The organism is bacterium, from assembly GCA_020440705.1.
Classification (GTDB): domain Bacteria; phylum Krumholzibacteriota; class Krumholzibacteriia; order LZORAL124-64-63; family LZORAL124-64-63; genus JAGRNP01.
The window spans coordinates 1-18619 of record JAGRNP010000083.1 but is presented as its reverse complement, the minus strand read 5'-3'; the positions used below and the strand labels follow the sequence as shown (position 1 = coordinate 18619).

14 protein-coding genes are annotated in these 18619 nt (G+C 72.5%); 11 read left to right on the top strand and 3 right to left on the bottom strand.

Annotated features, from left to right (window positions below; genetic code table 11):
• The 4 genes from KDM41_12470 to KDM41_12455 form a co-directional block, all read left to right on the top strand.
• On the top strand, nucleotides 1-224 hold a 224-nt coding region (locus tag KDM41_12470), incomplete at its 5' end, for a hypothetical protein (protein MCB1184241.1).
• Between the two features lie 31 nt (nucleotides 225-255).
• The gene (locus tag KDM41_12465; GenBank protein ID MCB1184240.1) at nucleotides 256-1530 is read left to right on the top strand and encodes a hypothetical protein; all 1275 of its coding nucleotides are present in this window, start codon (nucleotides 256-258) and stop codon (nucleotides 1528-1530) included.
• Between the two features lie 115 nt (nucleotides 1531-1645).
• A complete protein-coding gene (locus tag KDM41_12460) occupies nucleotides 1646-5077 on the top strand; it encodes a choice-of-anchor D domain-containing protein (GenBank protein MCB1184239.1) in 3432 nt (1143 codons plus the stop codon).
• Nucleotides 5078-5214: 137 nt separating this feature from the next.
• Entirely contained in the window at nucleotides 5215-6027 is an 813-nt protein-coding gene (locus KDM41_12455) for a class I SAM-dependent methyltransferase (protein MCB1184238.1), read from the top strand.
• Between the two features lie 64 nt (nucleotides 6028-6091).
• On the opposite strand, the gene KDM41_12450 is transcribed toward KDM41_12455, so the two are convergent.
• Nucleotides 6092-9028, bottom strand: coding sequence for a S8 family serine peptidase (locus KDM41_12450; GenBank protein ID MCB1184237.1), 2937 nt, complete (start codon nucleotides 9026-9028; stop codon nucleotides 6092-6094).
• 182 nt (nucleotides 9029-9210) lie between these two features.
• On the opposite strand from KDM41_12450, the gene KDM41_12445 reads away from it, so the two are divergent.
• Entirely contained in the window at nucleotides 9211-10059 is an 849-nt protein-coding gene (locus KDM41_12445) for a hypothetical protein (GenBank protein MCB1184236.1), read from the top strand.
• 43 nt (nucleotides 10060-10102) lie between these two features.
• On the opposite strand, the gene KDM41_12440 is transcribed toward KDM41_12445, so the two are convergent.
• On the bottom strand, nucleotides 10103-11956 hold the full coding sequence (locus tag KDM41_12440; GenBank protein ID MCB1184235.1) for an Omp28-related outer membrane protein: 1854 nt from the start codon (nucleotides 11954-11956) through the stop codon (nucleotides 10103-10105).
• A gap of 386 nt (nucleotides 11957-12342) precedes the next feature.
• On the opposite strand from KDM41_12440, the gene KDM41_12435 reads away from it, so the two are divergent.
• The 6 genes from KDM41_12435 (at nucleotide 12343) to proC (ending at nucleotide 18213) form a co-directional block, all read left to right on the top strand.
• Entirely contained in the window at nucleotides 12343-13812 is a 1470-nt protein-coding gene (locus KDM41_12435) for an HDOD domain-containing protein (GenBank protein ID MCB1184234.1), read from the top strand.
• An 82-nt stretch (nucleotides 13813-13894) separates the two neighbouring features.
• Nucleotides 13895-14206, top strand: a complete 312-nt coding sequence (locus tag KDM41_12430) for a hypothetical protein (GenBank protein MCB1184233.1) — start codon at nucleotides 13895-13897, stop codon at nucleotides 14204-14206.
• A gap of 81 nt (nucleotides 14207-14287) precedes the next feature.
• Nucleotides 14288-15460, top strand: coding sequence for a hypothetical protein (locus tag KDM41_12425; protein ID MCB1184232.1), 1173 nt, complete (start codon nucleotides 14288-14290; stop codon nucleotides 15458-15460).
• 10 nt (nucleotides 15461-15470) lie between these two features.
• Entirely contained in the window at nucleotides 15471-16427 is a 957-nt protein-coding gene (locus KDM41_12420) for a zinc ABC transporter substrate-binding protein (protein ID MCB1184231.1), read from the top strand.
• The gene (locus tag KDM41_12415; GenBank protein ID MCB1184230.1) at nucleotides 16424-17254 is read left to right on the top strand and encodes a metal ABC transporter permease; all 831 of its coding nucleotides are present in this window, start codon (nucleotides 16424-16426) and stop codon (nucleotides 17252-17254) included. Before KDM41_12420 ends, KDM41_12415 begins: the two co-directional genes overlap by 4 nt.
• 122 nt (nucleotides 17255-17376) lie before the next feature.
• The gene (gene proC, locus KDM41_12410) at nucleotides 17377-18213 is read left to right on the top strand and encodes a pyrroline-5-carboxylate reductase (protein MCB1184229.1); all 837 of its coding nucleotides are present in this window, start codon (nucleotides 17377-17379) and stop codon (nucleotides 18211-18213) included.
• A gap of 6 nt (nucleotides 18214-18219) precedes the next feature.
• Here proC and KDM41_12405 read toward each other — a convergent pair.
• A partial coding sequence (locus tag KDM41_12405; protein ID MCB1184228.1) for a response regulator occupies nucleotides 18220-18619 on the bottom strand: 400 nt, incomplete at its 5' end.

Below are 18619 nucleotides of genomic sequence, written 5' to 3'. Positions count from 1 at the left end.
ATCCGGTGCGCCGTCAGCTCGACCTCTTCGACGGGCGCGCCGAGCGGATCGGCGAGGCCGTGCGCCAGTCGGGCTCCGAAGAGGCGCGCCGCCGCTACGACGAGGCGCTGGCCCAGCGCGAGCGGGCCGCGGCGCACCACCGGGCCGGCGAGACGGATCTGGCCCTGCGCCGCATCCGGGCCGCCCACGACCTGCTGGACCAGGCCGCGGACCTGGCGCGCTGACGAGGCGGGCATCATCGAGCACAGCCGACGCATGATCACGTTCGTGGCGGCGCTGCTCCTGGCGGGCGGCGCCGTGGCCCGTGCCGCCCCCGACGCCCGGACCTGGCGTTGGGACCTCTCCGCCGGGGCCGACGCCTCGCTCTTCACCTACGCCCTGGCGACCACCGACACCACCGAGACCCTCAGCGAGTTCCTGCTCCAGGCGGGCCTGACCGGCGCCTCGTCCGCGCGCGGGAAGCACCGCTGGCGCGTGCGTCTGGAGGCCAGCGGGGGCACGGAGCTCTACCGCGAACGCATCGAGGGCGACTACCGCCTGCTGGACGCGGACAAGGTCGAGCGCGTGCGCCTGGCCGGACGCTGGTGGGGCCGGCAATACCGCGAGTCGACGACCTACTCGCGCAGCAGCGACAACGGCGAGGGCCGCCTCGACGCGGTGGCCACGCCGCTGGCCGGCACCGATGCGCGCCTGCAGGTGCGCGGCTGGACCGGCCGCATCGACTACGCCACGCCGTCCGCGCTGGAGGTCGATCGGCGCGATCTCGGCGCCGGCCTGGCCGTGCGCGCGTCCGCCGGGGCCGGCACGCAGTGGGGGATCGACGGGCGCGTGGGCCGGTCGTCCTATCCCGACTCGGCGCAGATCGACCGCGACACCTGGAGCATCGCGACCGACTTCGACTCGCAGACCCTCGACCGCAGCGGGCTGCGCCTGTACCACAAGAGCGAGCGGCGCGAGGTGCGCGACGAGTCGGTGCGGCCCTCGGCCTGGACCCACTGGATCGACGCCTCGCTGGCCTCGGCGGCGGGGGCGGGGCACGTGCTGCTCGCGGGCCAGCTCGAGTCGTGGCAATACGACACCGAGGACGAGGTGTACTTCGACTCGAATCGGCTGGCGGGCTTCGCCGGCTACCGCTGGGGCGACATCCTCGGCACCCAGTGGCAGATCGGCCTGGCCGGCGAGCGCCTGGCCGCGGGCGACTCGCCCGAGACCTACAGCCAGTACGGCCTGCGGGGCGGCGTCGAGGCGTGGGGGGGCGACGTGAGCGGCACCCTCACCCTGGAGGTCGGCCGCCGGCGCTACGACGACGGCGACGTGGTGCTCAGTGACGACGCCGCCGACCCCCTGGCGACCACGACCACCCTCTACACCGACTTCACCTACTGGCAGCTCTGGCTCATGGCCACCTGGCGCCTCTCGCCGGCCTGGGACGTGGACGTCCTGGCCAACTACGAGCCCGAGAGCCACACCGAGGCCGCCGACGACGTGACCCTCGGCTACGGCAGCCTGCGGGTGCGCTGGCGCCCCTGAATCCCGCCCTCCCGGCCTTTTCACGCCCTGCGGACCCCGGGCCTTGCAATTCGTCCTGTTGATGACGTATTCTCATCATCGGGGTGCATCGTCCAACCCAAGGGGGATTCCAGCCATGCAGACCATGATCCGACTCGCCGTCGGTCGCGTGCGCCACGCGTCGACGCCTGCGTCCGTCCGTGCCAGGGCCCGGGCGGCCCTGCTCCTGTTCGTGGTGACCCTGCTGGCGGCGGCGCCGGCCGGCGCCCAGGTCGAACTCGGCCTCTACTGGGACACGGCCTACACCACCATCCACGGCCAGGTGGATCCGGTGCCGGGCGTCCAGCGCGGCTACGTCGTCCTGAACAATGTCAGCGACCCGCTCGGGGCCCTCGGTTGGGAGTTCTGCCTCGACGCCGCCGGCCGGGCCCAGGTCGTCGGCGTGACCTACAACGGCAACGCGATCAACCTGGCCGAGCCGCCCTGCTTCGTCGTCGGCCTGGCGGCCCCGGCGCCCAACGACGGAGGCCGGGTCCTGCTCGCCAGCGTCGACTTCCTCGTGCCCTTCACCCTGCCGGTGCTCTTCACCGCCGGGCCCACGTCGACGCCCTCGGTGCCGAACCAGATGTCCTGGATCCCGGCCTCGGATCCCGAGGCCCTCGAACCGGTGGCCACGGTCGAGCCGGGCTCCGTGGTCGGCTCGCTGAACCGGGACAATCCCGACTACTCCCTCAGCGTCGACGCCATCGACTTCGGCGAGCGCGCCCTCGGCACCACGACGATCCGCTATGTCACCGTGACCAACACGGGCCTGACGTCCTGGAGCTTCGACGTGGACCTCGGCCCCGGCGACGACGTCTTCACCCTCTCGTCCGGAGGCGGGGTGCACGTGCTGGCGCCCGGCGCCTCCCATGCCGTCGGCGTCACCTTCGTGCCCGACGCGGTGGGGGCCTTCGCCGGTGTGATCACGCTCGGCACCGGGCTGCAGGACGTGCCCCTGACCGGCAGCGGCCGCGAGGGGTACTCGTCCTACAACATCAGCGACACGAAGAGCTTCGGCGAGGTGAGCCTGGGCCTGTCCCGCGAGATCTCGCTCTTCTTCCGCAACACGGGCGAGGTGCCGCTGGCGGTCACGCCCTCCCTCGTCGGCTGCGGCGACGCCTTCGCGATCACCGCCGGCGGCGTTCCGGCGACGGTGGATCCGGGGGCCTTCCATCTGATCAACGTGGCCTTCAGCCCGGACGCCGAGGGCCCGTACGAGTGCGAACTGGCCTACGGGCCGGAGTACGGCACCACGGTCCTGACCGGGACCGGCGTCGAACTGAACCTCTCCTATGCCGTCACCGGCCACCTCATCTGCGGCGAGATCCCCTACGGCGGCTGGGTCGACCGCGCGATCACCATCACCAACACCGGCGACATCGCCTTCCCGGTCACGCCGCTGCTGTCCGGCTGCAGCGCGGACATCACCCCGACCACGCCCATGACGGGCCTGACCCTCCAGCCCGGCGGCGTGCGCACCATCGGCATCCGCTACCGGCCCACGTTGCCCGACGAGGTCGTCTGCGAGATGCTGCTCGGGGACTTCGTGGCGCCGGAGCCCATCCTCGGCAGCGTGCGGGAGACGGGGCTCGTGGTCCAGGTCGCCGACAGCCTCCTCTTCGGCGGGGTCGAGGTCGGGCTTGCGCACACGCTGCTGCTGAGCGTGCGCAACACGGACTCGGTCAACTATCTGCTCGCGCCGGCGCTCCTCAACTGCGGGGCGGACTACGCGATCACCTCGGGCGGCGGCACGGTGGCGATCACCCCGGGCGAGACGCGCTTCATGAACGTCCGCTTCACCCCGACGGCCGAGGGCCTGCGCGTGTGCGCCCTCGACCTCGGCGCGGGCCTGCCGTCGGTCGCGCTGGTCGGCACGGGCCTGCCCGCGGTGCCCCACGCCGACGTCCAGCCGTCCAGCCTCGTCTTCCAGGCCACGGCGCCCGGCCAGACCCGGTTGGCCCAGGTCCGCGTGACCAACGTGGGGGCGGCCCCGTTCACCATGACGCCGCTCGTGACCGGCGTCGGCTTCTCCCTGGCGAGCGCGACCGAGCTGCCGTCCCTGCTGCCGGGGCAGTTCGACTACGTCGTGGTCGAGTTCGCCCCGCCGGAGTTCGGCTACTTCCAGGGGATCCTGGCCCTCGGCGAGGGGTTGCCGAGCGTGGCCCTGTCCGGTCTCGGGCAGGAACCGGTCTCGTCGTGCGACCTGTCGACGATCGCCGTCGACTTCGGTGCCGTCGAGTTCGGGCGCACGGGCACGGCCGTGGTCACGGTGATCAACTCGGGCAACGTCGACCTGACCGTGGCCCCGCACGCGTCGCCGTCGGTGTTCACCGTGGACACGGCCACGCGCACCATCGCGCCGGGCGCCACGCTGCCGCTGACGGTCACCTTCCGGCCGACGGACGAGGTCACCTACATGGGCAGCCTCGAACTGAACACCGTCAGCTGCGCCACCGTGAGCCTGACCGGCTCGGGCTTCTACCCCGAGCCCAGCGACGACCAGGACGAGATCGGCGTCTTCTTCGACACCGCCTTCCTCTTCAACGAGATCTCGGTGGCCCCCTTCACGGTGACCAAGTCCTACCTCGTGTTGCGCAACGCCTCGTCCTTCGAGGGGGTGCTGGGCTGGGAGTGCCGGCTGGACATCATCGGCAACGCGATTCCGCTCTCGTGGAACCTGCGGGGCCAGGCCCTGAACATCGGCTCGATCCCGGAGTTCGTGGTCGGCATCGGCGACGGGCCGCTGCCCTGGGCCCGGGACATCGTGCTCATGGACGTCGACGTGCTGCCGCTCGACCCGTATCCGGTCGACTTCTTCCTCGGCCCGACGTCGGTGCCTTCGCTGCCCGACCAGATGGCCTGGGTCGACGGGACCGGTTCGGGCCTGCGTTCGATGACGACCGTCACCAACCAGCCCCACGTGGCCACCATCAACGGCGAGACGCAGGTGGGGATCGTGGCCCCGACGCCGTCGGCGCGCGTGGTCGCCGGGCAGATCGAATTGAGCTGGTCGCTGGGCGGGGCCACGGGTGACCTGTGCCACGTGTACCGGCGCGGCCCGGAGGGCGAAGCCGAACGCGTCACGGCCGCGCCGCTGGCGGCCCAGGGCGGGTCGTGGCTCTTCCGCGACGCGCCGACCGGGTTCGCCGCGGGCACCGTGCTCCACTACAGCTACGCCGTGGTGCGGGACGGGGAGGAGCTCGCCCGCAGCGCCGAGACCGACGTGACGGTGCCGGGGGTGGTGGTCACGGCCACGCGCCTGCTGCCCAACGTGCCGAACCCGTTCAACCCGGAGACTTCGATCCGCTTCGAAATGGAGAAGGCGGGGCGGGCCCGGGTGGCCGTCTACGACATCACGGGGCGGGAGATCGCCGTGCTGCACGACGGGCACCTGGACGCCGGGCGCTGGGAGCGGACCTGGCAGGGCCGCGACCGGGCCGGCCGGCCGGTGGCCAGCGGCACCTACTACGTGCGGCTGCAGACGGCGGCGGGCGTCGACCACCGCAAGATCATGCTGCTGAAGTAGCGCCGCGCGCCACGCGGGCCTTTGCGCCCGGGCGGCGGGCTGTTATCATGACCGGGCCCGGAGCACGTGCTCCGGGCCTCGTCTTGTCCGATCCCGTCGCCCGGAACGAACCGGCGCCCCGGCGCCCGGAGGCCGCGTTGTCCGCGCTCAGAACCGCCGCCGACCTGCTGCTCGACTCCCGCTCGCCCGCCTGCCTGTGGCGCCATCCCGTGCAGGCGGTGCGCGTGGTGCTGGCCATCGCGGGCAACCTGCTGCTGCGCCTGGAGGCGAAGCTGGGGCCGGGCGGCGGCCGGGAGTGTCCCGTGTGCGGCTGGCGGGGGCGGCACTTCCGCACCTTCATCTCCGCCGACGAGATCATTCCCGCGTGCATCTGCCCCGGCTGCGGCTCGTTCGACCGCCACCGGCAGCTCGTGCTCGGGGTGCGCGACGAGCTGGCCCGCCGCAAGGGCTGGACGCCGTCGGTCATGATCGGCTTCAGCCTCTCGACGGCCATGCGCTTCCTGCTCGAGCACGAGGGCCTCGCCCGCTGCTACCGCACCGACATCGACGCCCAGGACAAGCGCTTCTCGCCCGACGTGGTCGCCGACCTGCGCGCCGCCCCCTTCGGCGACGGCACCGTCGACTGGATCTTCTGCAGCCACGTGCTCGAGCACATCGCCGAGCTCGAGCTGTGCCTCGACGAGATCCACCGCATGCTGCGCCCGGGCGGCGTGGCCTGGCTGCAGGTGCCGCTCGAGCCGGGGCGTGCCCACAGCCGCCGCATCGAGATCGACCCGCACCGCGCCCACGCCCACGCCTGGCAGTTCGCGCCCGACTTCGGCTCCCTGATCGAACGCCCCGGCTGGACCGTGACCGAGGTCCTGGCCTCCGCCGCCGTCGCCCCCGCCGATCGCGACCGCTACGGCATCGACGTCGAGGAGCGCTTCTGGCTGGCCCGCAAGGACGGCTGAACCCGCCCGGATTCCCGGGGCCGGAAGCGAATCGTCGCCCCCGGCCCCTCCCCCATGCAGCCCGTCAGTGCGCGACCGCCAGGGTCGCGGCCAGCGACGCGTTCATGTCGACCGTCCCGCTCACCACGCCCTCCGGCGAGCTCTCGGACCAGCGGATGTCGGCGACCTTGTGGTAGGCGACGACGAAGGAGTAGCGGCCCGGGGGCAGGGCGCCGCTGCCGCCGATGGTGCACGGCCCGTCGTCGCCGTGGCATTCGTACACCGTCCCGCGCGGGCCGAAGATCCACACGTAGTAGCCGTTCGGATCGCCGGCGTGGGAGCCGGTGATGGTGAAGGTGGCCGGGTCGCCGGACACGACGAAGTCGACCGAGGCGTCGGAGCGGGACCGCGCCCACGCGGTGTACGACACGACGTCGAAGTTGGGGCTGTCGAGCTGGGTGAACCCCTGCGAGGTCGTGGCGAACGAGGCGCCGGCGAACTGGTCGGCGCTGCCCGCCACCGACGACGAGAACTGCACCTGGACCCGGCCCCGGGCCGTCATTCCGAAAGCGGTGCCGCTCTCGTCCACCAGTTCGGAGTAGGTGTAGGCGTCGACGTCGTCGGTCACCCGCGTCGAATCGTTGTCCGTGCTGTAGACGATCTGGCCGCCGGGCGAGGGCGTGGGGTCGACGAAGAAGTACGCCTCGGTCAGCATCTCAACCCTTTGCACGGACATGGTGATCGCGTTGGGCCGGACGGCCTGCGCGGTGGCCACGACGTCGCCGTCGTCGAAGTGGGCCGTCGCCCGGACGATGATCTCGTTGGCGAAGGGGATGCCCGTCCCCTCCCCGAACATGGACACGTCGACGGCGAGTTCCCCGTGGGCGTCGGTCGTCCCGGCCGCGAGCGACGCCGTGCCGCCGGTGACGCGGATGTCGACGGCCACGTCGGCGGCCGGGACCTCGGTGCCGGTGTCGCGCCGCACGGTGCGCACGGTCAGGGTGTGCACGGCGCCCGGCTCGACCCGGGCCGGCAGCCCGCTGATCTCGACGGCGGCGGCGCCGCAGAGCAGCTCGTCGCGGCGGTCGGTGTCGCCCTGGTACAGGTCGGAGTAGGCGTAGTAGATGAGCACCGCGCGGTCGTCGGCCGCGGCCTCGTGGAAGAGCTGCGCGGCGCCGCACACGTCGCGGCTGGTGTCGCCGGCGATGCCGCCGTTGAGGTCGAGGTCGAAGCCGGCCGTGGCGGCGTACTCGCCGGTGCGACGGTCGCCGTTGAGGTCGTAGCGGGAGTCGTCGGGGTTGTCGCCCTCGACCGAGCGCCGCGTCTCGTAGTGCTCGAACCAGGTCAGGAAGGCCTCGATGTCCGCCTCGTCGAAGACGCCGTTCGGGCCCGCTTCGGCCGTCGCCCCGGCCACGTCCAGGAGCGTGGACCGCACGGGGGCGCGGGTGAAGGAGTCGTCGAGAAGCAGCGCCGCGGCGAAGGCGTCGACGCGTCCCGGCAGGCGGCCCTCGTCGTAGCTCGTCTGGATCGCCGCGCGGATCCCGGCGACCGTCCGGGTGGGGTCGAGATTCCAGAGGTAGGCCGCCAGGCCGGCGACGAAGGGGGTGGCCATGGAAGTGCCGCTGTAGCGGGCCGTCGTGCCGTTGCAGAGGTCCTGGTCGCCGGCCAGGCCCGGATCCGTGACCGCGCACGGGGCGAAGACCTTCTCGCCCACCGCCCGCACGTGGGGGTTCCGGTTGCTGAAGCTGCTCTCGGCGCCGGACTCGTCCGACGAGCCGACGACGAGGGTGTTCGTCAGCCGGCCCGCGGCCTGTGGATTCTGGGCCAGGATCGCGTCCCAGGCCGCGTTCAGGCCCGCCCATTCGGCGGTGGAGAGGGAGTCGGCCGGGATCAGGTCGCGCGGGTCGTCCCACATGGCGGCGGCGTTGAACGCGCCACCGTAGGCGGCCTCGGCCCGCAGCCCCCCGGTCTGGGCCTCGTTGCCGGCCGCGGTCGCGTGGATGAAACGATGCTGCTGGGGGCTGGCCCACACGCGCCAGGAGAGGGCCCCGAAGGCGATGTTGATGAAGTCGTTCTTCTGCAGCTGGGCCGCGGTGCCGTAGCCGAGGCTGGTGCTGACGACGAAGTGCCCGGTCGCGGGGAAGGCCTGCACGACCGACAGGTAGAAGTCGGACGCGGCCAGCCCGGTGACGTGCTTCGAGCGGATGTCCAGCAGCAGGGTCGGATCGGGGTTGGTGCCGGTCGGTCCGGAGGCGTCGAAATTGGCGCCGATGATGCCGGCGCAGTGGAAGCCGTGGTTGCCCGGATACCAGCCGCCGCTGACCGCGGGAAAGGGCGAGGCGGCGTCGGCCACGAAACCCTGGGCCCCGATCTCGCTGCTGGGGGTGGCCGACGTGTACCAGTCGGGCACGAGCACGGTGACGCGGTGGTTGTTGCGGTCGGCGAGGCGCCGGGCGTTCCAGGCCGCGGTCATGCGCATGGACTGGAGGTGGCCCAGGGCGCCGGCGCCGGCCGGCGGCAGGTCCTTGTCGGGATCCGGCAGCACCTGTTCCGGCTGGGGCAGGGCGACCTCGGCGGGCGCGGCGAAGAGCATGGCACCGTCGTCGACCAGGGCCCGGGCCAGGGCGGCGGCCTCGGCGCGCGCGGCCACGGCCGGGATGCGGAGCGTCATCAGGGCGTTGCCCGCGTCCATGGAGACGATGCGGACGTCGTGGGTCACCAGCGCCGCATTCACCTCGCCGACGGTGGCCGTGGGGGAGAGGATTCCCGTCAGGCGCGTGGTGAGCAGGTTGCCGAGGATCTCGTCCGGCGCCGCCGGCGAGGGGGGCAGCAGGCGGGTCGCCGCCAGCGCGTTGCCGGACGGATCGCCTGCCAGGAGCACGCCTTCCGGCACGGGAGCGGGCCAACCGGCGTCCGGCGCGGTGGGCGGGGGCGAGTCGTCGCTGCAGCCGACGAGGGGCAGGAGCCCGATCAGGACGACGAAGAGGGCGAAACCGACGGTGCGGCGCTGGACGAAGGTCATGCGGGCGTCCTCCGGAGACGGAAACAGGTGACGCGGGTGGCCGACGCGGCCTCCCTTCACCCCTAAGGCGCAAACGGGCCCCGCAACCCGACACCCGAAATCGCACGGCCGCGGCCCGTCCCGGACGTGGTACCATGGGCGCGTTCCGACGTTGCCCCCTTCTCCGGCCAAGGACTGCTTCCATGCTCCGCCTCGCCTTCCGCAGCCTCCTCGTGATCCTCCTCGTCGCCCTGGGCACCCCCGCCGCGGCGGCCGACGTGGAATACAGCACCACCGGCGTCATGGACACGCCCGCCACCAACGGCGGCGACCGCGACGGCTGGGGCTCCGATTTCATCACCCGCTGGCACAACGACACCGGCCACGACGTGCTGCTCGAGGAGTTCGGCTGGCCGTGCGGCGGCTGGTGGTCGCAGTTCTGGTACGTCTGGATCCGGGACACCCTGCCGGCGGCGCCGTGGGGGCTGGAGTACTACGGCTCGTTCGTGGCGCTCAGCGAGGACGACACGGCGTATCCGCCCGCCGTCTACACCTACGTGGACGTGGCCGGCGAGGGCATCGTGGTTCCCGCCGGCGCGACCATGTACTTCGGCTACGGGAATCCGGGCATGGGGGGGCACATCCTGTACAACGGGGTCGACACCTGGTCGTGGCTCGACGGGCCCTGGGATCGGGACGGCGATTTCGGCCGCACGGCGGTGCTGCAGTTCCGGGGTTCGTTCGCGGCGCCCGCGGCGGCCGGCGGCGTGCCGGGCGCGGCGGCACCCCTCGGCGCCCACCCCAACCCCTTCAACCCGCGCACGACGATCCGCTTCGCCCTGCCGCGGGAGATGACGGTCAGCCTGGACGTGTGCGGGCTGGACGGCCGCCGGGTGCGGCGGCTGGTGGACGGGCGGCGCGCGGCGGGACCGCAGACGGTCGTCTGGGACGGCCGCGACGCCGCCGGGCAGGCCGTCGCCGCGGGCACCTACCTGCTGCGGCTGGTCCGCGAGGACGGCACGGAGGTGAGCAAGCTCACCCTGGTCAAGTAGGGCGAGGCTCTCCCCTCGGATCGCCCCGCCCCGCCGGCGCCCGTCACTTGACGAGCGTCATCTTCAGGTTCGCCGTCGCGCCGCCCTGGGCGACCCGGCAGAAGTACGTGCCCGACGGCAGCGCCCGGCCACCGTCGTCCCGGCCGTCCCACACCACGCCATGCTCCCCGGCGGTCCGGGGCCGGTCGACCAGCGTCCGCACCAGCCGTCCCTGCAGATCGTAGATTCGCAGCGCCACCGGCGCGCCCCCGTCCGCGACGCGGTACCGGATCAGTGTCCGCGGGTTGAACGGGTTCGGCACGTTGTCGCGCACCGTCAGGGCGCCCGGCACGCGGTCGGCCACGCCGGAGCCCGCGGGCGCCAGCCATGCCAGGGCGCTGCTCATGAAGGCGGCCCGGTCGGTCGGGTTGTTGATCGCCTCGAAACCGAAGGCCAGGTAGACGACCCGGCCGTCGCCGTGGTCGGCGCGGATGGCCGCGTTGCGGCTCGCGTCGTAGGTCAGGATGACCGCAGCGCCGGCGTCGTGGGGATCGATGTCGCTGGGGTACTCCTGGTTGTTGGCCCCGTCGCCGCCGCCGATGGTCACGGTCAGGCCGTCGGTGATGGGGTCGCCCGGCACGCCCTGCAGGGTGAGCGTGTTGGTGTCGTCGGCCACGAAGTCGGCGTGCAGGTAGTCGTGGTACCAGGTCAGCGCCGCCCCGCCGGTGTCGTTCATCTCCCAGCCGATGTCCTGGCCGGTGACGAAGAGGCTGCCGCCGGCGTCGAGGTAGGCGCCGAGGGCCGCGCGGTCGGTCTCGTCCAGGGTGGGGAAGGCCCAGCCGCACTGCCAGACCACCACCTCGAAGTTGGCCAGCACCGCCGCCGAGGGCGCCCCGGCCGTGCGGTCCCAGATGGCGTGCGACTTGCCGCTCGCGCCGATGGCGGGGGCGAAGTAGAGCGACTCGTACTTCTCGGCCCCGTCGTCGTCGACCAGCAGCACCTGCACGTCCGGCGTGATGACCTTGAAGGGGATCGCGCGGTCGGGCGTGGTGCCGTCGCGGGCGTGCAGGGTCAGGACGACCTCGCCGTCGCCCGTGCCGGCGGTGGTGACCTCCACGTGCATCAGGGCGCGCTCGTCGGCGGCCAGGGGCACGCTGAAGGAGGTGGCCGCACCGCCCCCGTGCACGACGGTGGCCGACCAGCCGGCGGGCAGGCCCGACGTGTCCAGGGAGACGTCGTAGGTGTCGGCCTGGGTCCCGGCGTTGAACAGGCCGACCTCGCCGAAGGCCACCAGGCCGGACTCGATGCGCGTCAGGTCGCCCGACGCGTAGTAGCGCATGGACCAGGCGGGCGCCGGGTGGCTGTTGCACACCTGGAGCACCTCGCGGGTCGCGTCGTCCTGGACGAAGGCCACCAGGCGCAGGTTCGCGGCGTTCCAGCCCGCGCCGGCGGTGAAGTTCACCGTGACCTGCTGCGCCTGGCCGGCCAGGGTGATGGGCAGGGCCTGGTCGGCCACCACGTCGCGCAGGATGTTGTCGTACACCGTGGCGCCGTAGGTGAGCCCGTCCTCGAGGACCGCCACCCGCAGCGAGGTCTGGGCGGGGTGCTCGAGATCCGCCTCGAGGGCGAGATCGACGGTCACGCCGGCGCCCGGATTGACGAAGCTGTGGCTGCTGATCCCCATCCGCACGGGCGAGGGCCGGCCGATCATGTTCAGCACGATCGGCGCGTACACGCTGCCGTCGACCACGTCGGTTCCCGCGCCGACCTGGTCGTTGCCGCCGTTGAAGAGCAGGTGGGGAATCGGCCCGATGCCGTAGTAGGCCATGCGGGCGTCGCTGTCCGGCACGCTCAGGCCGCCGGACGAGGCCATGTACTCGATCGTCTCGAATTCGTTGTCGTCGAACTGACCCAGCATGACCGCCAGGCCCGCGCGGGCGCGCGGACAGTACGGTCACCAGGTGGCGGAGCCCAGTTCGGTGAGCACCGCCCGGGGCACCTGGGCGACGGCGGTGGCGGCGGCGAAGGCGGCGACGATGAGCAGGGTGGTGGCGAATGCGCGCTTCATGGATTCTCCCTCTCCTGGGTGCGGTTCGTGGCGACTCCCTGGGATCGATAATTCCCGATCATAATCCTACCCGATGGCTGGGAGAGATATAAGTCACTTTTCCGTGATATCCGGGCGGACGGGGCGGTTCGGCGGTCGGGAGGCTCCGCTGCGGGCGGAAACCGCGGCCCCTTCGCTAAGGGAACCCGTATGTCGGCCGATACCGACAGGGTGCCGCCCCCAGCGGAAGGACCCCCATGAATTCGGCCGACGTCTTCGAACAGATCGAGAAGATGGGCGAACTGCCCAGCCTGCCCCAGCACCTGCTCCGGATCCAGCAGGTGGCTACCGATACGCGCTCGAGCGCCGAAGACCTGGCCCAGTGCATCCTGCAGGACCAGGCCCTGACCATGCGCGTGCTGCGGGTGGTGAACAGCGCCATGTACCAGCGGCGCAACCAGGAGCGCGTGCGCACGGTGCGGCGGGCGGTGATCATCATGGGCTTCGAGACCGTGCGCAAGCTGGCCCTCGGCCTGTCCGTGTTCGACATGATGAGCAAGCTCTCGCGCTCGCCCTACCTGGCGACGATCACGAAGCACAGCCTGCTCGCGGCGGGCTTCGCCCAGCTGCTGGCCGAGGAGTCGGGGCGGGTCATGCCCGAAGAGGCCTTCGTCACCGCGCTGATCCACGACATCGGCAAGGTGGTGCTGCTGGAGTGCTCGCCCGCGGCCATGGACGACGTGCTGCACTCCAAGGCCGGGGGCGTGCCCGCCCTCGAGGCCGAACGCCGCTACTTCGGCATCACCCACGACCGGGCCGGGCGCCGCCTGGCCGCCCGCTGGGGGCTGCCGCAGGAACTGCAGAACGCCATCGGCGACCACCACGACATCGACCCGCTGAACCCGCCGCGCCGCCTCGACGCGACCCTCGGCGTGATCGTCTACGCCAACGCCATGAGCCGGTTCACCGCCGATCCGTCGGTGGGGGAGCGCGAGTACCGGCTGGTGCGCAAGGCCTGCCAGGCCCTGGGCATCCCGAGCGGGCGTCTCGACCGGATCTTCACCCGGGTCTGCGAGGAGATCCCCGACCTGGCGGCGAGCATGGGGCTGGAGAACATCGACCTGGACGACTTCGCCCAGGTCGTCAACGTGGAGGGCAGCGCCTCGGTGGCGCCCCGCCGCATCTCGGTGGAGGAGCTGGCCCGGCGCACCGGCCGGCAGCTCGAGCTGTACCGCGCCGTGGGCGAGGGCCTGGCCTCCGGACGTGACGCCGACGCCCTGACCGACGAGATCCTGGCCGCGGCCGTCGACGTCCTCGGCTTCGAGCGGGTGATCCTCGTGCAGGTCGACCGCGACGTCCACCGGCTGCGGGCCATCCGTTGGCGGGGTCCCGGCGCGGCCGAGCTGGCGTCGCACATCGACTACCCGCTGGCCCAGGAGACGGGGGCGCTCAGCCTGGCCGTCTTCGACCGCCGCACCTACCACGTACCCATGGCCGCGAGCGAGGCCTACGGCGGCATGGCCGGCGCCGAGCTGCTCGCGGCGGCCTGCTGCACCGGCTTCGTCGTGTCCCCGGTGAACGTCGCCGGACACGTGGGGGCCGTGCTGTACGCCGACTGCGGCCCCGAGGGCGAGGACGTGGTGATCGAGCAGGCCCAGGAACTGAGCGGCCTGGCCACCCAGCTGGGTCTGGTGCTCGGCGTGCGCCAGGCGGTGCCGGTGCCCTGAGCCCGCCCCTTGCCCCGCCGCCCCGGTGGCCCTATAGTGGACGGCGGCGGTCATGATGCCGCCGCCGGACCAGGGGTCGCCCATGCGCCGTTTCCGCTCCTGCCAAAGCCTGCTCGCCGCCCGCCCCTGGCTGGCCGGCGTGGTCGTGCTGGTGCTGGCCGGGGCGTTCTTCCTGCCGGCCCTGCACCACCTGGTCGACCACCACGACGGCGACTCCGGCACCAGCTGTCCCATCTGCATCCTCGCGGCGGCGGGCGTCGTCGCCGTTCTCGCCGCCGGGTTCGTCCTGGCGGCCGCCGAGACCGCCCGCCTGGCCGGTCCCCGTCCGGTCGCGGTCGCGGTCCGTCGTCGCCCGCGCCTCGTCTGCACCCGCGCACCTCCCCTTTCGGACTGACACGCTCCCGGCGCTGCGGCGCCGCAATTCCCGTGTTGGCGGCGCGCCGCGGCGCGCCCGATCCGATCCGAAAGGACCATCATGATTCGCAACGCCCTCAAGTCGGCGGCGGCCCTCGCCGTGGCCGTCTGCCTGTTCCCGACCACCTGCGTCCTCGCCCAGGACGGCGGCTCGAGCACTGCCACCGGCATCAGCCGCCTCATGAATCCGGCCGTGAGCCTCAACACCCTGCTGCTGGGGCAGGTCTCCGACAGGAACGCCACCCGCGAGGCCAACACCATCGGCATGCAGGAGATGGAGATGCAGTTCTCGGCCGTCGTCGACCCGTTCTGGACCGCCGACGTGATCGTCGCCTTCCACCAGGAGCACACCGAGGAGACGGAGGACGCGGAGGCCGACGCCCACGGGGCCCACTACGCCGTCGACATCGAGAAGGCCATGGTCGAGTACCAGAACATGCCCCGTGGGCTGGGGCTGCGCATCGGCCACGACTACCTGCCCTTCGGCAAGTACGCGCCCCTGCACACGCACCAGTTCCCCTTCGTGCACGCGCCGGTCGGCGTCGTGGCCTTCACCGGCGACCACAGCCTCAGCGGCACCGGCGCCGAGCTGGCCTGGACCGTGCCCCTGCCCTGGTGGGCCGAGCTGAAGGCCTACGGCGTGGCCTCGACGGCCGAGGTCTTCGACGGCGAGAGCCGCGACCTGGTCTACGGCGCGCGCCTGAACAACCTGTGGGACACCTCGGACGACAGCACCCTCGAGCTGGGCTTCAGCGCCCTGACCGGCCCCGGAGCGCTTCATGAGGACGGCGAGGGCGGCACCTACGGCCTGTACGGCGCCGACCTGACCTGGAAGTGGCTCGACGGGGCGACCACCGGCGGCGCGGCCCTGAACGTGGTGGCCGAGGTGCTGCTGCCCGACCCGGAGCACGGCGAGGGCGACCCGCTGGGCTTCGCCGGCCACGTGCAGTACCGCTTCGCGCGGCAGTGGTGGCTGGGCGCCGGGTTCAGCCTGGCCCGGGACACCGAGTTCGAACCCGGCCACGACCACGCCGCCGAGGCCGCCGCCGACGCGGAGCACGGCCTGCACGAGCTGCGCGAATGGAAGGCCAACCTCACCCTGGCGCCGAGCGAGTTCAGCGCCGTGCGGCTCGAGGTCTTCCGGGCCGAGGCCGTCGACGACGACTACGAGGATCTGGGCGCGGCCCTGCAGGTCAACTTCACCATCGGGTCGCATCCGGCCCACGCCTACTAGGAGGTGCGGCATGAAGACACGCTTCAAGACGACGGTGCGGGCCTGCGGCCTCGCCCTGCTGCTCCTGGGCGCCGCGGGTGCAGCCCAGGCCCGGCTGCAGGTCGTCGCGACCCTGCCCGATCTCGGGCAGGTGGCGCAGTTCGTCGGCGGCCCGGACGTGGAGGTGCAGGTGCTGTGTCCGCCGGACATGGACCCGCACTTCCTGCCCGCCAAGCCGTCCCTGGCCCGGCGGCTGGCCAAGGCCGACCTGATGGTCTACAACGGCATGGAGCTGGAGATCGGCTGGCTGCCGCAGCTGCTCGGCAAGGCCCGCAATCCGGAGATCCGGCCCGGACGCCGGGGTGAACTGGACTGCTCGGCGGCGTTGGCCGTGCCGCTGGAGGTGCCGGGCGCGGGGGTCGACCGCTCCGAGGGCGACGTGCATCCCCTCGGCAACCCGCACTACACCCTCGATCCCGAGCGCATGGTCGCCGTGGGGCGGCTGATGGCCGCGCGCATGGGCGAGCTCGATCCCGCCCACGCCGCCGACTTCACGGGCCGGGCCGACGCGTTCGCCGCCGAGGTCGCTCGGCGCGTGCCGGCGTGGCGGGCGCGGACCGAGGCGGCGCGTCACATCCCGGTGATCGTGTACCACCGCAACTGGGCCTACCTGGTCGACTGGCTCGGCCTGAACGTGGTGGGCGAGATCGAGCACCGGCCGGGCATCGCGCCCTCGCCCAGGCACGTGCAGGAGCTGATCGACAACGGCCGCCACCTGCCCCGGCTGATCGTCCTGGCCACCACTTGGGATCACCACCACGTCTCGCAGGAGGTGGCCGAACGCTCCGGCGCGGAGCTCGTGACGGTGCCCAGCCAGACGGGGGCCGTCGCGGGGGCCGACGACTACTTCGCCCTCATCGACGCCATCTGCGACGGCCTGGCGGCCGCCGCGGACCGGCTGGAACAGACCGGAGGAGGTGCCCGGTGAACGGCTTCCTGGAGATGATGGCGGCCCCGGTCGTGATGGCTCTCGTCCTGGTGGCCATGCACTCGCACCTCGGCTACCACGTGGTGCGGCGCGGCGTGATCTTCGTCGACATCGCCCTGGCCCAGATCGCGGCCTTCGGCGTGGCGGTGGCCCTGCTCCTGGGCGGATCCATCGGCACCAACACCACCTGGCTGGTGGCCCTGGCGAGCACCTTCGTCGGGGCCGGCCTGATCAGCCTGACCCGCTCGCACACGGCGCAGAAGGTGCCGCAGGAGGCCTACATCGGGATCATCTACGCCGTCTCGAGCGCGGCGATGATCCTGGTGCTGACCCAGGTGCCCCACGGCGGCGAGGAGATCCGCCACCTGCTGGTGGGCGCGCTGCTGTGGGTGAGCTGGCCGGTGGTGATCAAGACGGCGGTGCTGTACGGGCTGCTCGGGGTGCTGCTGTGGGTCAAGCGCGGGCCGCTCATGCTGGTCTCGACCGATCCGGCGGCGGCCCGGGCGCGCGGCCTGAACCTGGCCCGCTGGGACTTCCTGTTCTACCTCGTGCTGGGCTTCGTCGTCACCTCGAGCGTGCAGATCGCCGGCGTGCTGCTGGTGTTCTGCCTGCTGGTGGTGCCGACGGTGATGGGCATGCGCATCCTGTCCGATCCGCGGCGGCAGTTCGTCTACACCCTCGTGGTGGGGACGGCGGCGGTGGTCGTGGGGGCGGGCTTCAGCTACGGCCTGGACCTGCCCACCGGGGCGGCCATCGTCTGCACGTTCGGGCTCTTCCTGGCGGGGCAGGTGCTGGTCGAGCGGCTGCGCCGCGGCCGCCGCGTTTGACAGCCGCCGGCGGCGGTGATAGATAGATGCAGGCGCGCCCGGCCCCGCGGCCGGGCGTCGCCGTTTTCCCGCACCCACCCCGCCGGGCGCCGGCCACGGGCCGTCGCCAGGGAGGTTTCCGCATGAGCACCGCCCGCAAGCTGACCATCATCGGCGCCGGCAACATCGGCCGCGCCCTCGCCGTCGGCGTCACCGCGCGGGGCCTCGTCGCCCCCGCCGACGTCACCCTCACCCGCCGTCACGTGGCGCGCCTGGACGACCTGGCCGCGGCCGGCTTCCGCGTCACCGACGACAACCGGGCCGCCGTCGCGGGCGCCGACGTGGTCGTGGTCGCGGTCGAGCCCCAGCAACTCGACGGCGTGCTGGACGCGTGCGGGCGCGACCTCGCGCCGGCGCGGCAGGTGCTGGTCTCGGTGGTGTCGGGCGTGGAGATCATGGCCATGGCGCCGCGGCTGCCGGCCGACATGCCCGTGGTGCGGGCCATGCCCAACACGGCCATGGCCATCGGGCAGTCCATGACCTGCCTGGCGGCCAACGCCGCGGGCGAGGCGGCCCTGCCCGGGGTGGAGGAGCTGTTCGAGGCCCTCGGCCGCACCCTCGTCGTGCGCGAGGAGATGATGGTGCCGGCGACGGCCCTGTGCGCCTGCGGCATCGCCTACTTCCTGCGCGTCATCCGCGCGGCGAGCCAGGGGGGCATCGAGATCGGCTTCCATCCCGAGGACGCCCTGCAGCTCGCGGCCCAGACGGCCCTCGGCGCGGCGGCCCTCGTGCTCGAGCAGGACAACCACCCCGAGCGCCAGATCGACCACGTCACCACGCCGCGAGGCTGCACCATCGCGGGACTCAACGAGATGGAGCACGCGGGGCTGTCGTCGGCCATGATCCGGGGGATCGTCACCTCGGCGCGCAAGGCGGCGGGCCTGTACCCCGGTCCGGACGACCGCGGCGGCCGGCGCTGACGCGGCCTAGGCGTCGGCCGGCGCCAGGAACTCCGCGAGCAGGCGGCCGAGGTCGTCCATGGCGACCGGCTTGGCCAGGCCGCCGCGGAAGCCGAAGCGCCGGCAGTCGGCCAGGACCGGATCGTGGGAGTAGCCGCTGACGACGATCACCCGGGCCGTGGGGTCGTTCTCCAGCAGGAGCCGCACGGCCTCGCGCCCGCCGACCCCGCCGGGCACCGTCAGGTCCATGAACACCAGATCGTAGCCTTCCCGGCGCCGCTGCGCCGCGACGTACTCGTCGACGGCGGCGCGGCCGTCGGCGACGCCTTCGACCGCCACCCCGAACGAGGCCAGCATGTGGACGAGGGACTCCCGCACGTCCCGGTCGTCGTCCATCACGAGCACGCGACCGGTGTAGGCGGGCCCG